General features: G+C 71.8%; 14 protein-coding genes, 1 pseudogene and 1 riboswitch. Of the genes and pseudogenes, 9 read left to right on the forward strand and 6 right to left on the reverse strand.

What is annotated here, in order from left to right; translation table 11 throughout:
* Window positions 1–51 precede the first annotated feature (51 nt).
* Window positions 52–942, reverse strand: a complete 891-nt coding sequence (locus ACIQD6_RS33740) for an SDR family NAD(P)-dependent oxidoreductase (protein ID WP_401890199.1) — start codon at window positions 940–942, stop codon at window positions 52–54.
* Between the two features lie 125 nt (window positions 943–1,067).
* On the opposite strand from ACIQD6_RS33740, the gene ACIQD6_RS33745 reads away from it, so the two are divergent.
* From ACIQD6_RS33745 to ACIQD6_RS33765, 5 genes are all read left to right on the forward strand, one after another.
* On the forward strand, window positions 1,068–1,523 hold the full coding sequence (locus tag ACIQD6_RS33745) for a MarR family winged helix-turn-helix transcriptional regulator (protein WP_401890201.1): 456 nt from the start codon (window positions 1,068–1,070) through the stop codon (window positions 1,521–1,523).
* Between the two features lie 296 nt (window positions 1,524–1,819).
* Window positions 1,820–3,061, forward strand: coding sequence for a PP2C family protein-serine/threonine phosphatase (locus ACIQD6_RS33750; RefSeq protein WP_401890203.1), 1,242 nt, complete (start codon window positions 1,820–1,822; stop codon window positions 3,059–3,061).
* Between the two features lie 110 nt (window positions 3,062–3,171).
* On the forward strand, window positions 3,172–4,449 hold the full coding sequence (locus ACIQD6_RS33755; RefSeq protein WP_401890205.1) for a DUF1266 domain-containing protein: 1,278 nt from the start codon (window positions 3,172–3,174) through the stop codon (window positions 4,447–4,449).
* Entirely contained in the window at window positions 4,446–5,645 is a 1,200-nt protein-coding gene (locus tag ACIQD6_RS33760; RefSeq protein WP_401890206.1) for a DUF1266 domain-containing protein, read from the forward strand. Before ACIQD6_RS33755 ends, ACIQD6_RS33760 begins: the two co-directional genes overlap by 4 nt.
* A 167-nt stretch (window positions 5,646–5,812) precedes the next feature.
* Window positions 5,813–6,490 carry a DUF4241 domain-containing protein gene (locus tag ACIQD6_RS33765; protein ID WP_401890207.1) on the forward strand — a complete coding sequence of 226 codons (678 nt, stop codon included), beginning with the start codon at window positions 5,813–5,815 and terminating at the stop codon, window positions 6,488–6,490.
* A gap of 82 nt (window positions 6,491–6,572) precedes the next feature.
* Here ACIQD6_RS33765 and ACIQD6_RS33770 read toward each other — a convergent pair whose 3' ends face one another.
* Both ACIQD6_RS33770 and ACIQD6_RS33775 read right to left on the reverse strand, forming a co-directional pair.
* Window positions 6,573–7,532 (reverse strand): NAD(P)-dependent alcohol dehydrogenase, encoded by a 960-nt coding sequence (locus tag ACIQD6_RS33770; protein WP_401890262.1) that lies wholly within the window; start codon window positions 7,530–7,532, stop codon window positions 6,573–6,575.
* 235 nt (window positions 7,533–7,767) lie between these two features.
* Window positions 7,768–8,943, reverse strand: coding sequence for a cobalt-precorrin-5B (C(1))-methyltransferase (locus ACIQD6_RS33775; RefSeq protein ID WP_401890210.1), 1,176 nt, complete (start codon window positions 8,941–8,943; stop codon window positions 7,768–7,770).
* A gap of 86 nt (window positions 8,944–9,029) precedes the next feature.
* On the opposite strand from ACIQD6_RS33775, the gene ACIQD6_RS33780 reads away from it, so the two are divergent.
* Complete coding sequence (locus ACIQD6_RS33780) at window positions 9,030–9,977, forward strand: cobalt-precorrin-6A reductase (RefSeq protein WP_401890265.1); 948 nt, start codon at window positions 9,030–9,032, stop codon at window positions 9,975–9,977.
* Here ACIQD6_RS33780 and ACIQD6_RS33785 read toward each other — a convergent pair.
* The 3 genes and pseudogenes from ACIQD6_RS33785 to cobG form a co-directional block, all read right to left on the reverse strand.
* Window positions 9,968–11,515, reverse strand: a pseudogene (locus ACIQD6_RS33785) (precorrin-2 C(20)-methyltransferase); the annotation flags it as partial. The gene ACIQD6_RS33780 and the pseudogene ACIQD6_RS33785 sit on opposite strands and share 10 nt — an antisense overlap.
* The gene (locus tag ACIQD6_RS33790) at window positions 11,512–12,198 is read right to left on the reverse strand and encodes a precorrin-8X methylmutase (protein ID WP_401890213.1); all 687 of its coding nucleotides are present in this window, start codon (window positions 12,196–12,198) and stop codon (window positions 11,512–11,514) included. The pseudogene ACIQD6_RS33785 and the gene ACIQD6_RS33790, both read right to left, overlap by 4 nt.
* Entirely contained in the window at window positions 12,195–13,670 is a 1,476-nt protein-coding gene (gene cobG / locus ACIQD6_RS33795) for a precorrin-3B synthase (protein ID WP_401890267.1), read from the reverse strand. Before cobG ends, ACIQD6_RS33790 begins: the two co-directional genes overlap by 4 nt.
* A gap of 143 nt (window positions 13,671–13,813) precedes the next feature.
* Window positions 13,814–13,887: riboswitch (cobalamin riboswitch) on the forward strand.
* 53 nt (window positions 13,888–13,940) lie between these two features.
* Between cobG and cobN the strand changes: the two genes are divergently transcribed.
* From cobN to ACIQD6_RS33810, 3 genes are all read left to right on the forward strand, one after another.
* On the forward strand, window positions 13,941–17,582 hold the full coding sequence (cobN, locus tag ACIQD6_RS33800) for a cobaltochelatase subunit CobN (protein WP_401890214.1): 3,642 nt from the start codon (window positions 13,941–13,943) through the stop codon (window positions 17,580–17,582).
* 482 nt (window positions 17,583–18,064) lie between these two features.
* Complete coding sequence (locus ACIQD6_RS33805; protein WP_401890216.1) at window positions 18,065–18,556, forward strand: hypothetical protein; 492 nt, start codon at window positions 18,065–18,067, stop codon at window positions 18,554–18,556.
* Complete coding sequence (locus ACIQD6_RS33810; RefSeq protein ID WP_401890218.1) at window positions 18,553–18,906, forward strand: hypothetical protein; 354 nt, start codon at window positions 18,553–18,555, stop codon at window positions 18,904–18,906. The genes ACIQD6_RS33805 and ACIQD6_RS33810 overlap by 4 nt, the downstream gene beginning before the upstream one ends.
* Window positions 18,907–19,031: the final 125 nt, after the last annotated feature.

Below are 19,031 nucleotides of genomic sequence, written 5' to 3' on the forward strand. Positions count from 1 at the left end.
GTGCTTGATCCGCGTGCCACGAGTCACGAGTCACAAGCCGCGTGTCATGACTCATGACCGTGGTCGTTCGCGGATGTCGTGGACGAGTTCGGCCGTGGCTTCCCACAGAGCACGTTGAACGGCTTCACCTCGTCCGATCTCCGGGCACTCCAGGGGCTCGGCAGTCCTGGCGGCGAAGTAGCCACCGGTGCTGCCGGTGTCGCCGGCGAACTCGGGGTCCGTCGCGAGCTTCACGATGATGTCGGCCCCGTGCTGAGGGCTACCGATGTTCAACGCGGTGAGGACCTTCTCCAGGGCCCCGGCGAGCGGGAGTTCGCGCCCCAGGCCAGTGGCGTTGAAGCCGGGGCAGCAGCAGGTGACCGCGACGCCCGTGCCCAGGAGCTGACGGCCGAGTTCCTGGGTGAACATGATGTCCATCAGCTTGGACCGGCCGTACAGCGGGCTCGACTCGCGGCGCGTGAAGTTCGCCGTGTCGGTCAGGTCGTTCAGCGGGTCGATGGTGCCGGCCCGCAGTGAGGCCCGGGAGGCGACCGTGACGATCCGGGCGGGCGCGGATGCCGTGAGGCTATCGCGCAGGGTGTCGGTGAGTACCCAGGGCGCGAGGTAGTTCACGGCGGTCATCTCGGCGTAGCCCTCGGAAGTGACCCGCTGGGAGAAGGCGTGCAGGCCCGCGTTGTTGATCAGTACGTCGATCCGTGGATAGTGCGCGGCGATCGCCTCGCCGGCGCGGCGGACCTCGGCGAGCAGGGACAGGTCGGCGAGGAAGACATCGGCCGGGGTTCCCGGTGCGACCTGTTCGATCTCCTGCCGCACAGCGTCGGCCTTCGTTCGGCTGCGGGCGACGATGCCGAGTCGGGCGCCACGGCGGGCCAGGCCGAGAGCGGCGAGCCGGCCCATGCCGTTCGTCGCGCCGGTCATGACGATGACGGGCCGCGCATCCATGCGGTGCTCCTTCCGGTTATTGTTGAGGTACCTCAACAAATTAGCATTCGTCGAGAAGGTTCGCTGAGGTACCTCAACAATTGAGGGCCTGGGGAGAACCCGGAGAGAGTCCGGAGGAGCGAGCGATGGCCGTGAGTGGTCGGAACGTACCCCCCGAAGAGATCGGGCTGCGCTACCTGTCTCTCGGGTACCACCTGCGCAAGGTGGTCGACGACGGCATGACGGCCGGCGGTCTTTCCCTCGCCCGTACGAAGGTTTTGCGGGTACTCGACCGTCGGGGCGCCGTACGGCAGTCGGTACTGGCGCAGGAGCTTGGCCAAGCCCCCCGATCGGTCACCCAGTCCGTCGAGGCGCTGGAGCGTGAGGGGCTGGTCGAGCGGGCGGCGGATCCTGATGACGGGCGATCCAAGCTGGTGCGTCTCACCCCGGAGGGCGCAGGCGCGCTCGCGGCGGGGACGGCAGCGGGGGAACAGGTACTGCGGGAGGTCTTCGGCGCGATGGGGCGCGAACAACTGGCGGACCTGGACCAGCTTCTGGATGCCCTTCAAGCCGGCCTGTCGAGAGCTGCTGGAGATCATTGACGGGTGACGGGTGACGGGTGACGGGTGACGGTGATAGCTGGCGGCCGGCGGTGACAGCTGGGGCGGGCTGGGGGCCTTCTCGCTTGATTGCGCAGGAGATTCCTGGTTGCGCAGGAGACTCCGCATGCCAACTCTTCCGACCGGGTGGGACATGCCCGCCTCTGGCGTAATCGGCTCGTAGGGCTGGTTGGCGGTGGCAGGCTGGGTGAGTTGATCATGCCTCGTACCGGCTCCGTACGACCGCCCACCGAATCCCCGTGCCGGACTCCGTGCCGGGGGAAGGGATACGAGCAGCGATGACCGAAGGCGGGCGGAAACCGGGCAAGGCCGGGGTGGACCGGTCAGAGGGGTTCGGCGAGCGGTTGCTGGGGGTGCTGCTGGACCGGGCCCACGAGATGCCGCCGCAGCTGATCGCCCCGCTCGTCGCGGAAGAGGTGGCCAGGGTCGGTGGCCGGGACCTCTCGATCCTCTTGCAGGACTACGAACAGATGCTGCTGGTGCCGCTGCCGGGCCGGCGGCTGACGGTCGGTGATCCCGAGCCGGTCGAGAACTCCCCCGCGGGCGAGGCGTTCCTGAATCGCAGCACGGTAGAGGTGCCGCAGGACGGCAGTGTGCGGATGTATCTGCCGCTGCTGGACGGCAGTGACCAGGTCGGGGCGATGGCCGTCACTCTGGACAGCGTCGATGACGACGACCGGCGGTTGCTGCGCAGACTCGCCGGTCTGGTCGCGGACATGATCGTCACCAAGGACGCCTACACCGACCTGTTCTTCCAGGCCCGGCGCAGCGCCCCGATGAGCGTGGCCGCGGAGATCCAGTGGTCGTTGCTGCCCCCGCTGTCGATGACCGTTCCGCAGGTCGAGGTGGCGGGAATCCTGGAGCCCGCGTACCAGGTGGCCGGCGACAGTTTCGACTACGCCCTCAACGGCGACATCCTTCATGTGGCCATGATCGACGCGATGGGTCACGGCCTCGACGCGGCGACCATGGCGGTGGTGGCCATCGGCGCCTACCGCCACACGCGACGGGCCAACACCGGTCTGTCCCAGGTGTACGCGTTCATGGACAGGGCCATCAACGAGCAGTTCGGCCACGACCACTTCGTCACCGCGCAGATGATGTGTCTGAACATCGCGACGGGGAGGCTGCAATGGGTCAACGCCGGTCATCCGGCGCCGCTGCTGATCCGCGACCACGCCGTGGTGGACCGGCTGGAGAGCCCGACCACGTTGCCGGTCGGCTTCGGCGGTGAGGAGCCGGTGGTCAGCGAGCGGGTGCTGCGACGTGGGGACCGGTTGCTGTGTTTCACCGACGGCCTGATCGAGGAACACCAGGACGGCGGGGAACAGTTCGGTGAGGAGCAACTCATCGAGTGCACCAACCGTGCCGTCCGCGAGCACACCGCGGTGCGATCGGTGGTGCGCGCGCTTTCCTACTCTCTGAAACACGAACGAGGCGGCATCACCAGCGACGACGCGACCATCTTCCTCATCGAGTGGCGGGGAGGCGACGCCGATCATCTCGCCACCCTCGACTGAGCCGCCGGCCACCTGCCCCGCCGGCCACCCACCCCGATGGCGCCGAAGCCCCCACGCGCCCGCGCCACCTGCTACGTAGCAGCCCCCGCCCGGTTCCGTAAGATCGGGCCGTGGCAACGGGGACAGATGCGACGGGTGCGGCAGACGCGACGAGTACGACAGGCGCGAGAGGTACGAGAGGTACGACAAGTACCGGCTGGACCGCGCCGACGGAGGACGAACGGCTGCTGTACGAGGCGACCGCGCGCGGTGACGGCGGCAAGGACGCGGTGCTCGACGTCCTCTCCCGCAGCCGCCTCTACGTCCTCGTCGCCCGGCTCGACGCCGACACTCCCGGCTTCACCGCCCCGCTCCCGCTGCGACGCGACGACGCGACGGGCCTGAACTGCGTCTCCGTCCTGACCCCCGGCATGTTGCCGCCCTGGCACGCGGATTGGGTGTTCCGGGAGACCACGCTCACCGAACTCGCCCGGACCTGGCCCGGCAACAAGTGGTGGCTCGGGATCAACCTGGGCACGCCGTACGCGACCACCGTCGCGGCCCGGCCGGCGCACCGCAAGGAGTGGCTGAAGGCCGACGCGCGGTCCGGCGGCCCGCCACGGGGCCGGCTGCTCACACACAGCGGCGGTTCGCTGCACGGGCCGGTCGCCCACGGCCTGGCCCTGGGCGCGCATCTCGCCGTACACAACGGCCTCGTCTGGAACCAACTCGGCGCCGCCTACCAGGACTACGGGACGGACATCGCGCGGCTCCGCAATCCGTGGGGTGTCGTCCACCGCGCCGGTTTCCGGCAGACGCTCGACCTGCTGACGGCCACCCGGCTCGTCGGCCGTACCCCTGAGCACGTCCTCCAGGCCCGGCGCACGCTCGCTCGGCGGCTGAAGCGGACGCCCACGTACCAGGAGTGGTCCGACAGCGTCGACCCCACACCGGCCCAATGCCGCGCGCCCGGTCCGTCCGATCCGTCCGGTCCGTCCGGTCCGTCCGGTTCCGGCGAGGAGGAACCCGGGGAGGGTCCCCGCGACTGGCTGCGGCGCATCATCACGTACGAGGACCGGTTCCGCGCCGACGGCATTCTCGCGGCCGACGCGCGCATCGACACCCTGGCCGCCTTCGACTACGGGCGCGCGGTCAACGTCGTACGGCTGGCGCTGGGCGCGCGCTACTGCGACCCGCACGAGGCCGAACAGGCCGTGCTGAGGATCGGCGAACTGGCCCGGCAGGCATACGGATCCTGGGCGGAATTCTCCCTCGGTTACGCGCTGACCCGGGTGATCCACAGCGACGCGGACGACAACTCCGAGGTCACCTACCAGGAGTCGCTCGCCCAGCACCGCATCCTCACCCAGGACCCCGCGGGCCCCTACCGAAACATCCCGTGGTCATGAACACGCCCTGGGGAACTGCCCCTTCGTACCCCCACGGCCCCGGCGCCGGCGGTGGTCCCGGCTGGGTGCCGCCGTCCGAGACCGAACAATTGCTGTACGAGGCGACCGCGCGCGGCGACGTGGAGGCGCAGCTCCGGGTACTGGCCGGTGCGGAGCTCTACATCGGCGTGCCGAAGGCCGAGGTCGACGCGGAGCCCGACATGGTGGTCTGGCGTTCGTACCGGGAACCGACGGGGGAGAGCTGCCTGCCCGTGCTCACGCGCGGAATGCTGCCGCCGTGGCATCCCGAGTGGGTGTTCCACCGCGTCTCCCTCAAGTGGATCGCCACCTTCGACTGGGCGGACCCCCGGCAACTGCTGGCGGTCAACGCCGGTACTCCGGCCCGGCTTCTCCTCCCCGCCACGCCCCAGCACCGTGCGATCTGGCTGCGGTACTACGCGGAGAACGACCAGCCGACCGGGGACCGGCTGCTCGCGCTGCGGCACGGCGCGCTGCACGGGCCGCTCGCCTACGGTCTTGCCTGCGGCGCCCACCTGGCCGTCCAGAACGGGGTGCCGTGGAACGAGGTCGGCACGGTCTTCCACGACTACGCGAAGGAACGTGAACTGCTCCGCGAACACTGGGGCATCACCGAACGCGCGGGCTGGCAGAGGCAGTTGAACGCCCTGCTGGACGCGCGCAACAGCCCCGTGGAGCCCGACTTCGTCCTCCGGGTCCGTGAGCAGCTGCGGTCCGGTCTCGGCGAGACACCGCCGGCCGAGCTGTGGCGCGAGACCGCCGCCGGGCACGCGCAGGACATCGGGGCGAGGCCGTCGGCGGTCAGGGAGATCGAGGAGCTGGTGCGACGCATCATCCGGTACGAGTCCCGGTTCCGCGCCGACGGGCTGCTGTCGCCGGACGGCAGGATCACCACCCTGGTCGCCTACGACTACGGGCGGGCCGTGAACCTGGCGCGCTGGGGGCTGTCCGCCCGGTTCTGCGACCCGTACGAGGCCGAGCAGGCGATCGTGTACGCCGGAGCGCTGAGCAAGTCGGCGTACCACTCGTGGGAGGACTTCTCCGCCGGGTTCGCGCTGGGGCGGGTGCTGCGCTTCGACGAAGAGGAGTACGGCCACTTCTACGAGCACAACGTCGTTGCCCACCGTCTGCTGACGGAGAACGAGGGCAGCCCGTGGCGGAACATTCCCTGGCGCTGATCTCGCTCCCCGGCTCCGGATACTTCAGCCGTGCGTTCTCCCGTTCTCCAGCCCGATGTGCTCCGTGCACTCCGTGGCTGCCCGGTGTCCGGGGGCGATGTCAGTGGCCGGCGCTACGTTTACGGTGATCGACCGCATCGGGCGGTACACACACCGCAGGAGATCCCATGCCCGTCCTCGCCCCCGACTTCGTCAAGCTCTTCGCGCCGGGCACCAGCCACGCCTTCCCGGATGCCGACGGCAGTCTGCTGGTGAGAGTCCTGCCCGGTGTCCCGCTGTCGCTGCCCTCCGGCCGCGTCATCGCGATGGAGCCGTCCTACTTCGACGAGGACGATCCCGCTGAGATGGCGTTCACCGAGCAGGTCCGGCCGGGCACCTATCCGGTCGTCCTGATCGTGGTGGACCTGATCGGTCCGCAGGGCGAGGACCGGGGGAACAGCCGCGTGGCCGCTGCCCGGCTGGAGATACGGGACGAGCCCGTCGCCACCTGGGAGTTGGCCGTCACGCCGGGTGACGACCTGGATGAACTGGAAGACGACGAGGTCTTCGGCTACCCCGTCGACGCCGGCACGGGATGCTTCGTCGACGCCCAGACCTTCGAAGCCCTCGGTGAGGACGAGGACTTCGCCGAGGAGGTGCTGTCCGCCAGGTTCGACAGGGATCCCCGGATACCCGCCACCGACCCGATCACCATGCCCGTGGGCGACGACGACCATGCCCTGATCGCGTTCAGCACCGGCTGGGGGGACGGTTCCTACTCCACTTGGATCGGCCGCACCGCCGACGGCGATGTCGCGTGCTTCCTCACCGACTTCGAGGTGCTGCCGGAGGAGGACGACGAGTAGGGCCTGTCCTGTCCGGCCTCCTGTCCGGCCGGCTCCCACAACGCGGCGGCTGGGCGTGGTGTGCCTGTTCCGTACCGGCCCGTCACGTGATCTGGATGACGTGCTTTCCGCGTACGCCGCCGGCTTCCAGGGCGCGGTGGGCGGCGGCGATGTCGGCCAGCGGGTGGACGGTGTCCACGGCCGGGCGGATGGCGCCGGTCTCCACGTATCGGGTGAGTTCGGCCAGGAGCTTGTGCCGGGGGTTTCCGCTGAAGAAGCGCACCCGGCGCGGGCCGTGCAGGGTGGAGGCCAGGATGTAGGAGAGGCTGGACAGGATGTTCTCGGTGTCGAAGGCGATGGCCACCATGCGTCCGCCCGGCGCCAGGAGCTTGCGGTAGGCGGAGTGCCGGGTGCCGACGGTGTCCAGGATGACGTCGAAGGCCCCCAGGTCGGACGGGTGGACCGTGGAGTAGCTCAGCGCCTCGTCGGCGCCCAGGTCACGGATGAAATCGAGGTTCTTCGGCCCCGCGAGCGCGGTCACGTGGGCGCCGAGTGCCTTGCCGAACTGGACGGCGGCGCTGCCGACCCCGCCGCTCGCGCCGCGCACGAGAAGGCGTTCGCCCGGCCGTAGTCCTGCCTTGTCGCGCAGGGCGGTGATCACGGTGGTACCGGTCGCGGGGAGGGAGACGGCCTCCGCCAGGGTGAGGCCGGCGGGGGCGAGAGAGATGCGCCGGGGGTGGACGGCAACGTACTCGGCCGCGCTGCCGAACCGGCCGCGCGGAAGTAGGCCCCACACCCGGTCGCCTTCCCGCGGCCCGGTCACCGCGGCACCGACCGCGGCGACCTCTCCGGCGAAGTCCACGCCCGTGAGTTGGGGGAAACGGCGCCCGGACATCAGGCGCACCCGGCCGGCCCGGACGTGCCGTTCACCTCCGTTGACGCTGACCGCGTGGACCCGGACCAGCACCTCGTCCTGCTGCGGGACGGGCACGGGGACCTTGCCCACGTACAGCACCTCGGGCGGGCCGTAGCTGTCGTAAAGCGCCGCGCGCATCTCGTTCACATCGCTGTCCACGTAGCTGTCCTGTCAGTCGAGGGAAGCGGGTCCCTGAGGCTGTCGGATCAAACTAACCCGGTAAACGGACGGTGCCTTCCAGTTGTGGTGAAGTGAGAGACATACCTGATCAGCGCTCTCACAAGGGCCTGAGTGAGGCGCGCAAGGGCCCGGACGAGGCGAGCAAGGGCCTGAGTGAGGTGAGCAAGGGCCCGGACGAGGTGAGCAAGGGCCCGGTCGGGAGCTACACCCCCGACCGCCCCCGCTCGCTGCGGCCCACCACCGTGCCCGCCCTGTCGATGCAGATCACGTCCACCTCCACCGGCGCCCCGCGCAGCACCGCCAGCGCCTCGTCCCGCGCTCTCGTCGCCACCGCGTCTCCCAGCCGTACGCCCTCGGACCGGCACAACTGGAGTGCCGCGAGGCCCGTGTTGGCCTCCGCGACCTGCGCCGCCAGGGTCTCGTCCGCGCCCGCGCCGGCCGCCAGTTCCTCCAGGAAACCCTTGTCCACCTGGGAGCGGGCCGAGTGGAGGTCCAGGTGGCCCGCCGCCAGTTTGGACAGCTTGGCGAAGCCGCCGCAGATGGTCAGGCGGTCGACCGGGTGGCGGCGGATGTATTTGAGGACAGCGCCCGCGAAGTCGCCCATGTCCAGCAGGGCGTCCTCGGGGAGGGCGTGGACGGCCTGGACGGTCTTCTCCGAGGTCGAACCCGTGCAGCCCGCCACGTGCGTACGGCCCGCCGCGCGGGCGACGTCCACGCCCCGGCGGATCGAGTCGATCCAGGCCGAGCAGGAGTACGGGACGACGACGCCCGTCGTACCGAGGACGGAGAGGCCGCCGAGGATGCCCAGCCTGGGGTTCCAGGTGGAGCGGGCGATCTCCTCGCCGTGGTCCACGGCGACCGTTATCTCCACGTCGCCGGTGCCGCCGTGGCGGGCGGCCACCTCCGCCACGTGGGTACGCATCAGCTCGCGCGGGACCGGGTTGATCGCCGGTTCGCCGACGTCCAGGGGGAGGCCGGGGCGCGTCACCGTACCCACGCCCTCGCCCGCCTTGAAGACGACGCCGGAGCCCGGCGGCAGCAGCCGTACCGTCGCGCGGACCAGCGCGCCATGGGTGACGTCCGGGTCGTCGCCCGCGTCCTTGACCACGCCCGCGGTGGCGCTGGTGCGGGACGGTTCCAGGTCCTCCGTCGCCAGGGCGAACGCCGGGGTCTGGCCCTTGGGGAGCCCGATCGTCACCGGGTCCGGGAAGTCGCCCGTCAGCAGCGCCGTGTACGCGGCCTTCGTCGCGGCCGTCGCGCAGGCACCCGTTGTCCAGCCGGACCTCAGGCCCGTGTGCTTGAGTTGAGCGCTGCGCCCGCCCGCGGGCCCGCCGCCCGTCGAGGAGGCGGCACGCCCGCCCGTGTCCGCCTCAGCCATGGAAGGACCCGAAGGATGAACCGAAGGATGACCTGATGGACGACCCCAGGTACGACCCCGGGTACGACGACCCCAGGTACGAGCCGATGGACGGTACGAGGCGAGGCGCGTCGGACGAGCCGGCGGACACACCCCGGCACGTGCTGATCCTCGGTGGTACGACGGAGTCGCGCCGGCTCGCCGAAGCGCTCGCCGAGAGCGGGAGCGGGAGCGGGAACGAGAGCGGGAACGGGAACGGGAACGAGAGCCCGCGCCCGCACGGGCGCCGCCCGCTCCGCGTCACCACGTCCCTCGCCGGGCGCGTCTCCCGGCCCGTACCGCCTCCCGGGGAGGTACGGATCGGCGGGTTCGGCGGTGCCGACGGGCTGGAGCGCTGGCTGCGCGAGCACCGTGTGGACGCGCTCATCGACGCCACTCATCCCTTCGCCGCAACGATCAGTCGGAACGCGGCCCGTGCCGCCGCCACCGCTCATGTTCCCCTGCTGGTCCTGCGCCGTCCCTCCTGGGTCCCGGTCCCGGCCTCCGCCTCGGGGCCGGGCGACGACTGGCATGCGGTCGGGTCGCTGGAGGAGGCCGCCGAGGCGCTGTCCCGGCTGGGCGCCGAGAGGGTCTTCCTCACCACCGGGCGGATGGGCCTGGCCGCGTTCGCGCACCTCGACGGTCACTGGTTCCTCGTACGGTCCGTGGACGCGCCGGAACCGCCGTACCCCGCCCGGATGGAGACCCTGCTCGACCGGGGGCCCTTCACCCTCGACGGGGAGCGGGACCTGCTGAGCCGCCACCGCATCGAGGTCGTCGTGACCAAGGACAGCGGCGGCGCGGCCACCGCGCCCAAGCTCACCGCCGCACGCGAGGCCGGGATCCCGGTCGTGGTCGTACGGCGGCCGGCCGTGCCGGAGGGCGTGCCCGTGGTGGCCACCACGGAAGAGGCGGTCGCCTGGCTGGCTCAGGTCCCCGGGGAGCCGAGACTCTCCGGTACCTCGGGCGCCCCCGGCGTCCCCGGAACCTCCCGTGCCTCTGACGTCTCCGGGTAGCGGCGCGGCGTCCAGACGACCTGCTCACCGTCCCCGTCACCGCCCCCGCCCCGCCGTACCGTCACCGTCTGCGACGACCCGATCAGCAGGATCGTCCGCATGTCGACCTGCGCCGGATCGAGATCGGCGAGACGCACGATCCGTACGCTCTGCTCCGGCCCGCCCACATCGCGGCCGAGTACCACCGGGGTGTCCGGGGCGCGGTGTTCCAGGAGCAGTTCGCGGGCCTTGCCGACCTGCCAGTTACGGCTGCGCGAGCCCGGGTTGTAGAGCGCCAGCACCAGGTCCGCCGCCGCTGCCGCGTGCAGCCGCTCGGCGATGACCTCCCACGGCTTGAGGCGGTCGGAGAGGGAGAGCACGGCGTAGTCGTGGCCGAGCGGGGCGCCGGCGGCGGCAGCGGCCGCGTTGGCGGCGGTCACGCCCGGGAGCACCCGTACGGGAACGTCCCGGTACGGGGCGGCGGACGCCACCTCCAGTACGGCCGTGGCCATCGCGAAGACCCCCGGGTCGCCGCCCGAGACGACGGCCACGCGCCTGCCGCGCCGGGCCAGGTCGAGGGCGAACTCCGCGCGTTCCGACTCCACCTTGTTGTCGGAGCCGTGCCGCTGCTGGCCGGGGCGGACCGGAACACGGTCCAGATAGGTGGTGTAGCCGACGAGATCCTCGGCCGCGGCCAGCGCGCCACGCGTCTCGGGGGTGAGCCACAGCGGTCCGGCCGGGCCGGTGCCCACGACCACGACCTCGCCCGTCGCCGACGGCACGGGCGCCGCGTCCACCCGGCTCGGGAGCACCGCCACCGAGAAGTACGGCACGGAGTCCGGGTCGGTGTCGGCCAGCGTGCCGGTGCGCTCGCCGCTCATCGTGGCGCGTTCGACATACCGCGCGTCCGCGAGCCGTCCGGAACGCTCGACCGCCCGCCGCACCGCCGGGAACGTACGGCCCAGCTTCATCACCACGGCCGAGTCCGTCGAGGCCAGGCGGGCCGTCAGCTCCTCCTCGGGCAGCGTGCCGGGGAGGATCGTCAGCACCTCCTCGCCCTCCACGAGCGGGGTGCCGAGCCGGGCGGCGGCGGCGCTCACGGAGGTGACGCCGGGGATGACCTCGGTCGGGTAACGGTCGGCCAGCCGCTTGTGCATGTGCATGTACGAGCCGTAGAAGAGCGGGTCGCCCTCGGCGATCACGGCGACCGTGCGCCCGGCGTCCAGGTGGACGGCGAGCCGGGCGGCCGACTCCGCGTAGAACTCGTCCATCGCGCCCTGGTAACCGCCGGGGTGATCGGTCGTCTCGGTGGTGACCGGATAGACCAGTGGTTCCTCTATGTGGTCGGGACGCAGATGTTCGGCGGCGATCGACCGGGCTATGGACCGGCCGTGCCGGGCGCTGTGGTATGCGATCACGTCGGCACGCGCGATGACCTGCACGGCCCGTACGGTCATCAGGGACGGGTCGCCGGGGCCGAGGCCGACTCCGTACAGCTGACCGGTGCGGCCGGTGGCGCCCGTACCGATGTCGGTCGTGAGGGGGGACTGCGCGCTCATTCTTCCTCGCTCGCGATCGCGTTGATGGCCGCCGCCGCGAGGGCGCTGCCGCCGCGCCGTCCCCGTACGACCAGGTGTTCCAGAGCGGCCGGGTGTCCGGCGAGCGCGTCCTTGGACTCCGCCGCGCCGATGAAGCCGACCGGTACGCCGATGACGGCCGCCGGGCGCGCGGCACCGGCCTCGATCATCTCCAGCAGCCGGAAGAGGGCGGTCGGCGCGTTGCCGACGGCCACCACCGCGCCGTCCAGCCGGTCCCGCCACAGTTCCAGGGCGGCGGCGCTGCGCGTCGTCCCCAACTCGGCGGCGAGCGCGGGCACCGAGGGGTCGGACAGGGTGCAGACCACGTCGTTGTCCGCGGGCAGCCGTTTACGGGTGACTCCGCTGGCGACCATCGCGACATCGCACAGGATCGGCGCGCCCGCGCGCAGGGCCGCACGCGCGTGGGCCACCACGTCGGGGGAGAAGGACAGATCGCGTACCAGGTCGACCATGCCGCAGGCGTGGATCATCCGCACCGCGACCTGGGAGACGTCGGCGGGCAGCCCGGCGAGGTCCGCCTCGGCGCGGATCGTGGCGAAGGACTGGCGGTATATCGCCGCGCCGTCCTTCTCGTAGTCGAACCCGGTGGGCCCGGCGGACCCCGTGGGCCCGGTCGGCACTGTGGACACTGTCGTCTCGCTCATCTCGTCAAGGGGGTGGTCCGTGCCGTCGCGACCGCGTCGGCGAGTTCTGGTCCGTCGGTTGTCGCGGTCCTGGTGTCGGTCCTCGTGGCTGTCACCGTCGCTGTCGTCACGAGAGTTCCCTGTACGGAGACCTCGTAGCTGCCTTCGCCCGTCGCGACCACATCCACCGAGCGGCCCTGGGGATGACCGCAGCGGCGGGCGCAGCCCGACCAGTAGACCGGCAGTCCACCGGGGGTGTCTTTCACGGCTACCGTCCCGGCCGCGTCCACGGCTACCGTCCCGGCCGCGTCGGACCGTACGTCCGAGAGCGCCTTCGCGCACCCCGGCCGGCCGGTGCAGGCGCCGACGCCGTGCCAGGGGGAGTCGGGGGAGGTGATCAGCCCGGCCGTACGGAGACGGTCCAGGAGGTCGTCGGCGGCGGCCGGGTCCACGCCCGGGACGATCACGCCTCGCCACGGGGTCACCCGTAGCTCCCCGCTCTCCGTATCGGCTGTCGCCGTCGACAGGAGTCGCCACTGCGCCGCGCTCAGCCGCCCCAGCGTCGCGTACACGGACAGCGCCACCGTCCCGTCGGGAGAGCGGATCAGCCCGGGGGCCGGGGGCGCGCCCTGGGGGAGAGCCGCCTCGGCCACGTACTCCGCCGAGATCCCGGCCTCCGCCAGCCTCGCGGCCACCGCCGCCTCAAGATCTTCCGGACCGCGGTCATGGTCCTGCCCGGCGGGCAGTTCCCGTACCCGCCAGGCGCCCGAGCCGCTCGCCTCCGCCACCGTGAGGAACGTCTCCGCCGCCAGCAGCGCGGCCCTCGGCGCATCTGACGAATCCAGCCGCAGCCCTGACCGATTCACCCCGATACGCAACAGGGCCGCCCCGCCCGGCCGCTCGACCTGCCGCGCGTCCCGCGCGTCCCGCTGTGCGAGCAACGTCACATCCGCGCCCAGGGTCGCGACATCGCCGCGGCCGTCGTCCAGCGCGAACAGGAATCGGCCCGAGAGTGCCTTCGCGGCCTGGCTCGCGCAGAGCAGTTCGTCCAGTTCGCGCGCCCACAACTGGGCGTCGGCGGACGTGAGTCCGTCGAGTCCGGCCAGCGGTGACGCGACGATGTTCCGTACCCGCTCGTGCTCCTCCGAGGGCAGCAGCCCGGCGCCGTGCAGCAACTCCGCGAGTTCGCCGCCGCACTCGTCCGCCAGCCCGCGCAGCTGGACGTTTCCCCGGGACGTGATGTCCAGATGTCCGTCGCCCAGCCGCTCCGCGGCGGACGCCAGCGCCTCCGCCTGACGGGCCGTCAGAATCCCGGCGGGCAGCCGCAGTCGGGCCAGCCGGCCGTCGTCGGCGGCGTGCAGCCGCAGCGCTCCCGGGCAGGCGTCGCCCCGCTCCCGTACGGCGGCTCGTACGGGAGTCCGTACGGCTGCGCGCGCGGGGGCTTCGTCCCGGTTCACGGGTGTTGGCGAAGTGGGCGGCATGGCCGCGAGCATACCCACGTACGCCCGTGTCCCCTCGGGCCGTTCCACCGCCCCCGGGAACGTACTCCCAGGCGCCCTCCCCGCCCGTGACCAGCAGCGCCTACTATGCAGACGGCGGGCCGCGCGGCCCGTCACCGCCAGCGACGGCGTCAGGGGAGGAAGCCCGGTGAGAAGCCGGCGCGGTCCCGCCACTGTGAGCCCGGCGACAGCCCGGGTCAGCCAGAAACTCCCGCCGTCCTACCACCGCCCGGGGCGCGGACCCCGAGGAAGGCGAGACGCCGCATGCTCCTGCTCCTGTCGACGTCCGACACCGATCTGCTCAGCGCCCGCGCTGCCAACGTGGCGGGCGGCCCGGTCCCGTACCGGTTCGCCAACCCCGCCCGGCTCGCGCTCGACGAGCTGCCCGCACTGCTGGAGGGCGCCGACCTCGTCGTCGTACGCCTCCTCGGCGGGCTGCGCGCCTGGCAGGAGGGGATCGACGCACTCCTCGCCCATGGCACGCCCGTCGTCGTCCTCACCGGCGAACAGGCGCCCGACGCCCAGCTGATGGAGGCCTCGACCGTCCCCATCGGCATCGCCGCCGAGGCGCACGCCTACCTCGCCCACGGCGGACCGGCGAACCTGGACCAGCTCGCGCGCTTCCTCTCCGACACGGTCCTGCTGACCGGCCACGGCTTCGAGCCGCCCGCCGCCGCACCGACCTGGGGCCCGCTGACCCGCGAGCCCAGCGCGGAGGCAGGCACCGGGCCGCTCATCGCGGTGCTCTACTACCGCGCCCATCACATGAGCGGCAACACCGCCTTCGTCGGCGACCTGTGCTCCGCGATCGAGGCGGCCGGGGGCCGGGCCCTCCCGCTGTACGTGGCGTCCCTGCGCGCCCCCGAGCCCGAGCTGCTCGACGCGCTCGGCGCGGCCGACGCGCTCGTGACCACCGTCCTCGCGGCCGGTGGCACCAAGCCCGCCGCTGCCTCGGCGGGCGGCGACGACGAGTCGTGGGACGCGGGCGCGCTGGCCGCCCTCGGCGTACCGATTCTTCAGGCCCTGTGCCTGACCGGATCGCGCAGCGCCTGGGAGGAGAGCGACGAGGGCCTGTCGCCGCTGGACGCCGCCGGGCAGGTGGCGGTGCCGGAGTTCGACGGCCGGCTCATCACCGTCCCGTTCTCCTTCAAGGAGATCGACGAGGACGGTCTGCCCGCGTACGTCGCCGACCCCGAGCGGGCCGCGCGCGTCGCCGGGATCGCCGTACGGCACGCGCGTCTGCGCCACATCCCGAACCCGGACAAGCGCCTCGCCCTGGTGCTCTCCGCGTACCCCACCAAGCACTCCCGCATCGGTAACGCGGTCGGCCTCGACACCCCCGCCAGCGCGGTGGCTCTGCTGCGCCGTCTGCGCGAGGAGGGCTACGACTTCGGTGACGAAAAGGTCCCCGGGCAAGAGGTCCCCGGGCTGGAGTCCGGCGACGGCGACGAGCTGATCTACGCGCTGATCGAGGCCGGCGGCCATGACCAGGAGTGGCTGACCGAGGAGCAGCTGGCGCGCAACCCCGTCCGGATCCCGGCCGCCGACTACCGGCGGTGGTACGGACAGCTGCCCGCCGAACTGCGCGCGTCGGTCGAGGAGCACTGGGGCCCGCCGCCCGGCGAGATGTTCCTCGACCGGAGCCGCGTCGCCTCGGGCGGGGACCCGGACGGTGACATCGTGCTCGCCGCCCTCCGGCGCGGCAATCTGCTGATCCTCATCCAGCCGCCGCGCGGCTTCGGCGAGAACCCGATCGCGATCTACCACGACCCCGATCTGCCGCCCTCGCACCACTACTTGGCCGCGTACCGCTGGATCCAGGCCACCCGCGAGGACGGCGGCTTCGGCGCCGACGCCATGATCCACCTCGGCAAGCACGGCAACCTGGAATGGCTGCCCGGCAAGAACGCCGGCCTGTCCGCCGCCTGCGCGCCCGACGCCGCGCTCGGCGATCTGCCGCTGATCTACCCGTTCCTCGTCAACGACCCCGGCGAGGGCACGCAGGCCAAGCGGCGCGTACACGCCACGCTGGTGGACCACCTCGTACCGCCGATGGCGCGCGCCGAGTCGTACGGCGACATCGCGCGCCTCGAACAGCTGCTGGACGAGTACGCGGCGATCTCCTCCATGGACCCGGCGAAACTGCCCGCGATCCGCGCCCAGATCTGGACGCTGATCCAGGCGGCGAAGCTCGACCACGACCTGGGGCTCGAAGCCCGGCCGGACGACGACGGGTTCGACGACTTCCTGCTGCACGTCGACGGCTGGCTGTGCGAGGTCAAGGACGCCCAGATCCGTGACGGACTGCACGTCCTGGGCGGCGCGCCGACCGGTGACGCCCGGGTCAACCTGGTCCTGGCGATCCTGCGCGCCCGGCAGATCTGGGGCGGTACGGCATCGCTGCCCGGTCTGCGCGAGGCGCTCGGGCTCGACGAGTCGGCGGCGACCCGTACGACCGCCGACGAGGCGGAGGAGCGGGCACGCGCCCTCGTCCAGGCGATGGAGGACGCGGAATGGGACCCGGCGGCGGTCGCCCGGGTCGCGGCCGGACATCCCCAACCGGTGCTGGACATCCTGGACTTCGCGGCGCGTGAGGTCGTACCGAGGCTGGCCGCCACGACCGACGAGATCGACCACGCGGTGCTCGGCCTGAACGGCGGGTTCGTCCCGGCCGGCCCGTCCGGATCCCCGCTGCGCGGCCTGGTCAACGTCCTGCCGACCGGCCGCAACTTCTACTCCGTCGACCCCAAGGCCGTCCCGAGCCGCCTCGCCTGGGAGACCGGCCAGGCCCTCGCCGACTCGCTCCTGGAGCGCTACCGCACGGACAACGGCGACTGGCCGACCTCCGTCGGGCTCTCCCTGTGGGGGACGAGCGCCATGCGCACCTCGGGCGACGACATCGCGGAGGCGCTGGCGCTGCTGGGCATCCGGCCGGTCTGGGACGACGCGTCGCGCCGGGTCACCGGCCTGGAGGCCATCCCGCTCGACGAGTTGGGCCGCCCCCGTATCGATGTGACCCTGCGCATCAGCGGCTTCTTCCGGGACGCCTTCCCGCACACCATCGGCCTGCTGGACGACGCCGTACGGCTCGCCGCCTCCCTGGACGAGCCCGCCGACGCCAACCACGTCCGCGCGCACGCCCAGGCCGACCTGGCCGAACACGGCGACGAACGCCGCGCCACGACCCGTATCTTCGGCTCCCGGCCCGGTACGTACGGCGCGGGCATCCTCCAGCTCATCGACAGCCGCGACTGGCGCACGGACGCGGACCTCGCCGAGGTCTACACGGTGTGGGGCGGTTACGCGTACGGCCGCGAGCTCGACGGGCGCCCGGCCCGCGACGAGATGGAGACCGCGTACAAGCGCATCGCGGTGGCCGCCAAGAACACCGACACCCGCGAGCACGACATCGCGGACTCCGACGACTACTTCCAGTACCACGGCGGCATGGTCGCCACGGTGCGCGCGCTCAAGGGCACGGCCCCGGAGGCGTACATCGGCGACTCGACCCGCCCCGAGACGGTCCGTACGCGCACGCTGGTGGAGGAGACGTCCCGCGTCTTCCGCGCCCGCGTGGTCAACCCCCGCTGGATCGAGGCGATGCGCCGCCACGGCTACAAGGGCGCGTTCGAACTGGCCGCGACGGTCGACTACCTCTTCGGGTACGACGCGACGACGGGCGTGGTCGCCGACTGGATGTACGACAAGCTGACGGAGACGTACGTCCTGGACCCGGAGAACCGCGAGTTCCTCCAGGAGGCCAACCCCTGGGCGCTGCACGGCATCGCGGAACGGCTGCTGGAGGCGGAGTCCCGGGGCATGTGGGAGAAGCCGGACCCGGCGGTGCTGGACGCGCTGCGGAAGGTGTTCCTGGAGACCGAGGGCGAGTTGGAGGGCGAGGACTGAGGTCGTCGTCGGGGGGCGGGTTCCCGCGCGCTGAGGACTGAGGTCGTCGGGGGGCGGGTTCCCGCGCGTCCGTGCCGGGTTCCCGCCCCCACTCCCGCTCTCTGTCCTGCCCGGACGGGTTGCCGTAGGCCGAATTCAGTAGGCGGGCTGGCCGCTGGAGGGGCGGCCGCTGTGGGCCAGTCGGCGGTCCGGGGGCGCGGGGCGCCGGCTGATCCGGCGACCGGCGGGACGGGTCCGGGCGGTTGGCCGGTTGGCGGTGGGGCGCAGGCGCGCGGGGGTAGTGCGGGCCTCACGGCGGGACGGCGTCCGGCCTGGTGGGGCGGTGCACAGGTGTACGAGCCGGGTCGGCCGAGGGGTGCAAACCGTACGGCTGGATATGAACCACGCCTGGATTCCTACCGTACGTAATCGCGCGAACCGTTCGGGTGAATGGCCGCTCCTCTGTGTAGTCGAACCATTACTTCCGGACTACCTTGAAAGTCATGACCACCCTTCCGGCAGAAGCGAACTTCTCCGAACTGATCAACAGACCGACAGCCACCGTCCACCGCATGCAGGGCAACGCCCGCAAGGGAATCCGACTCCACCGCCGCGGCGAAGAAGACCTCTACCTCACCACCGCGGCCCGCGCCGAGGAGGTGGTCCAGGTGGTCGACTCCACCACCCGCATGTTCGTCGCCCTCATGAAAGAAGACCCCCACGCCAGGGACCTGCTCACCCGGGTCTTCCCGTCGGCGTTCCCGTGGGTCAGGTTCCTCCCGCAGAAGTCCGTGCAGGAGTTCCTGGTCGAGCTGGTCGACACCGCCAAGGCCAGTACGGACCTGGGCCTGGTCGCCCCGATCGCCCAGGTCATCACCGAGTGGAAGCACACCGCGGAGATCTACGCCGACCCGGCACTGGCCGCCCAGCTGACCGGCGAAGACCTCGGCGACGACTACGGTCCGGCCCCCTTACCCCTGGCGGTCGGCGAGTGAGCTACGGCAGAAACGACCCGGTACCTCCACCGCCGGGCCCGGGGGAATTCGATATCCGGTTCTCCTGCCGCGACGCGGCGGAGGGCTGGGAGGAACTGTGCAAGCACGCGGCCGGCAACACGTTGGCCGCATGGCGGGCGATGCGGACGAACCCCGCACCGGTCCCGCCGACAAAGCGCCACCACCAGCTGAAGGGCGCACTGGCCACAGCTGTCCGCAACGGCCGGCCGTTCCCGCAGTGGCAGATCGAGGTCACCGGGGGCGGCAGGCTCTGGTACTTGTTCGACGTGGACGCACGAACGGTGTGGCTGCGGTGCGTGTACATAGGCCACCCGAAGGCGACGGAATAGCGGGAGGCGTGTCGTGACGGACATAATCGCCCCCGCCCCGGGCTGATCGGGACCGATCTGGACTGATCCGGGCGGGGGTTTTCCGCTTCACGGGTGCGGGTCGCGGACTCGCCCTGGAGCGGGTC

The organism is Streptomyces sp. NPDC088400 (assembly GCF_044753355.1).
GTDB lineage: Bacteria > Actinomycetota > Actinomycetes > Streptomycetales > Streptomycetaceae > Streptomyces.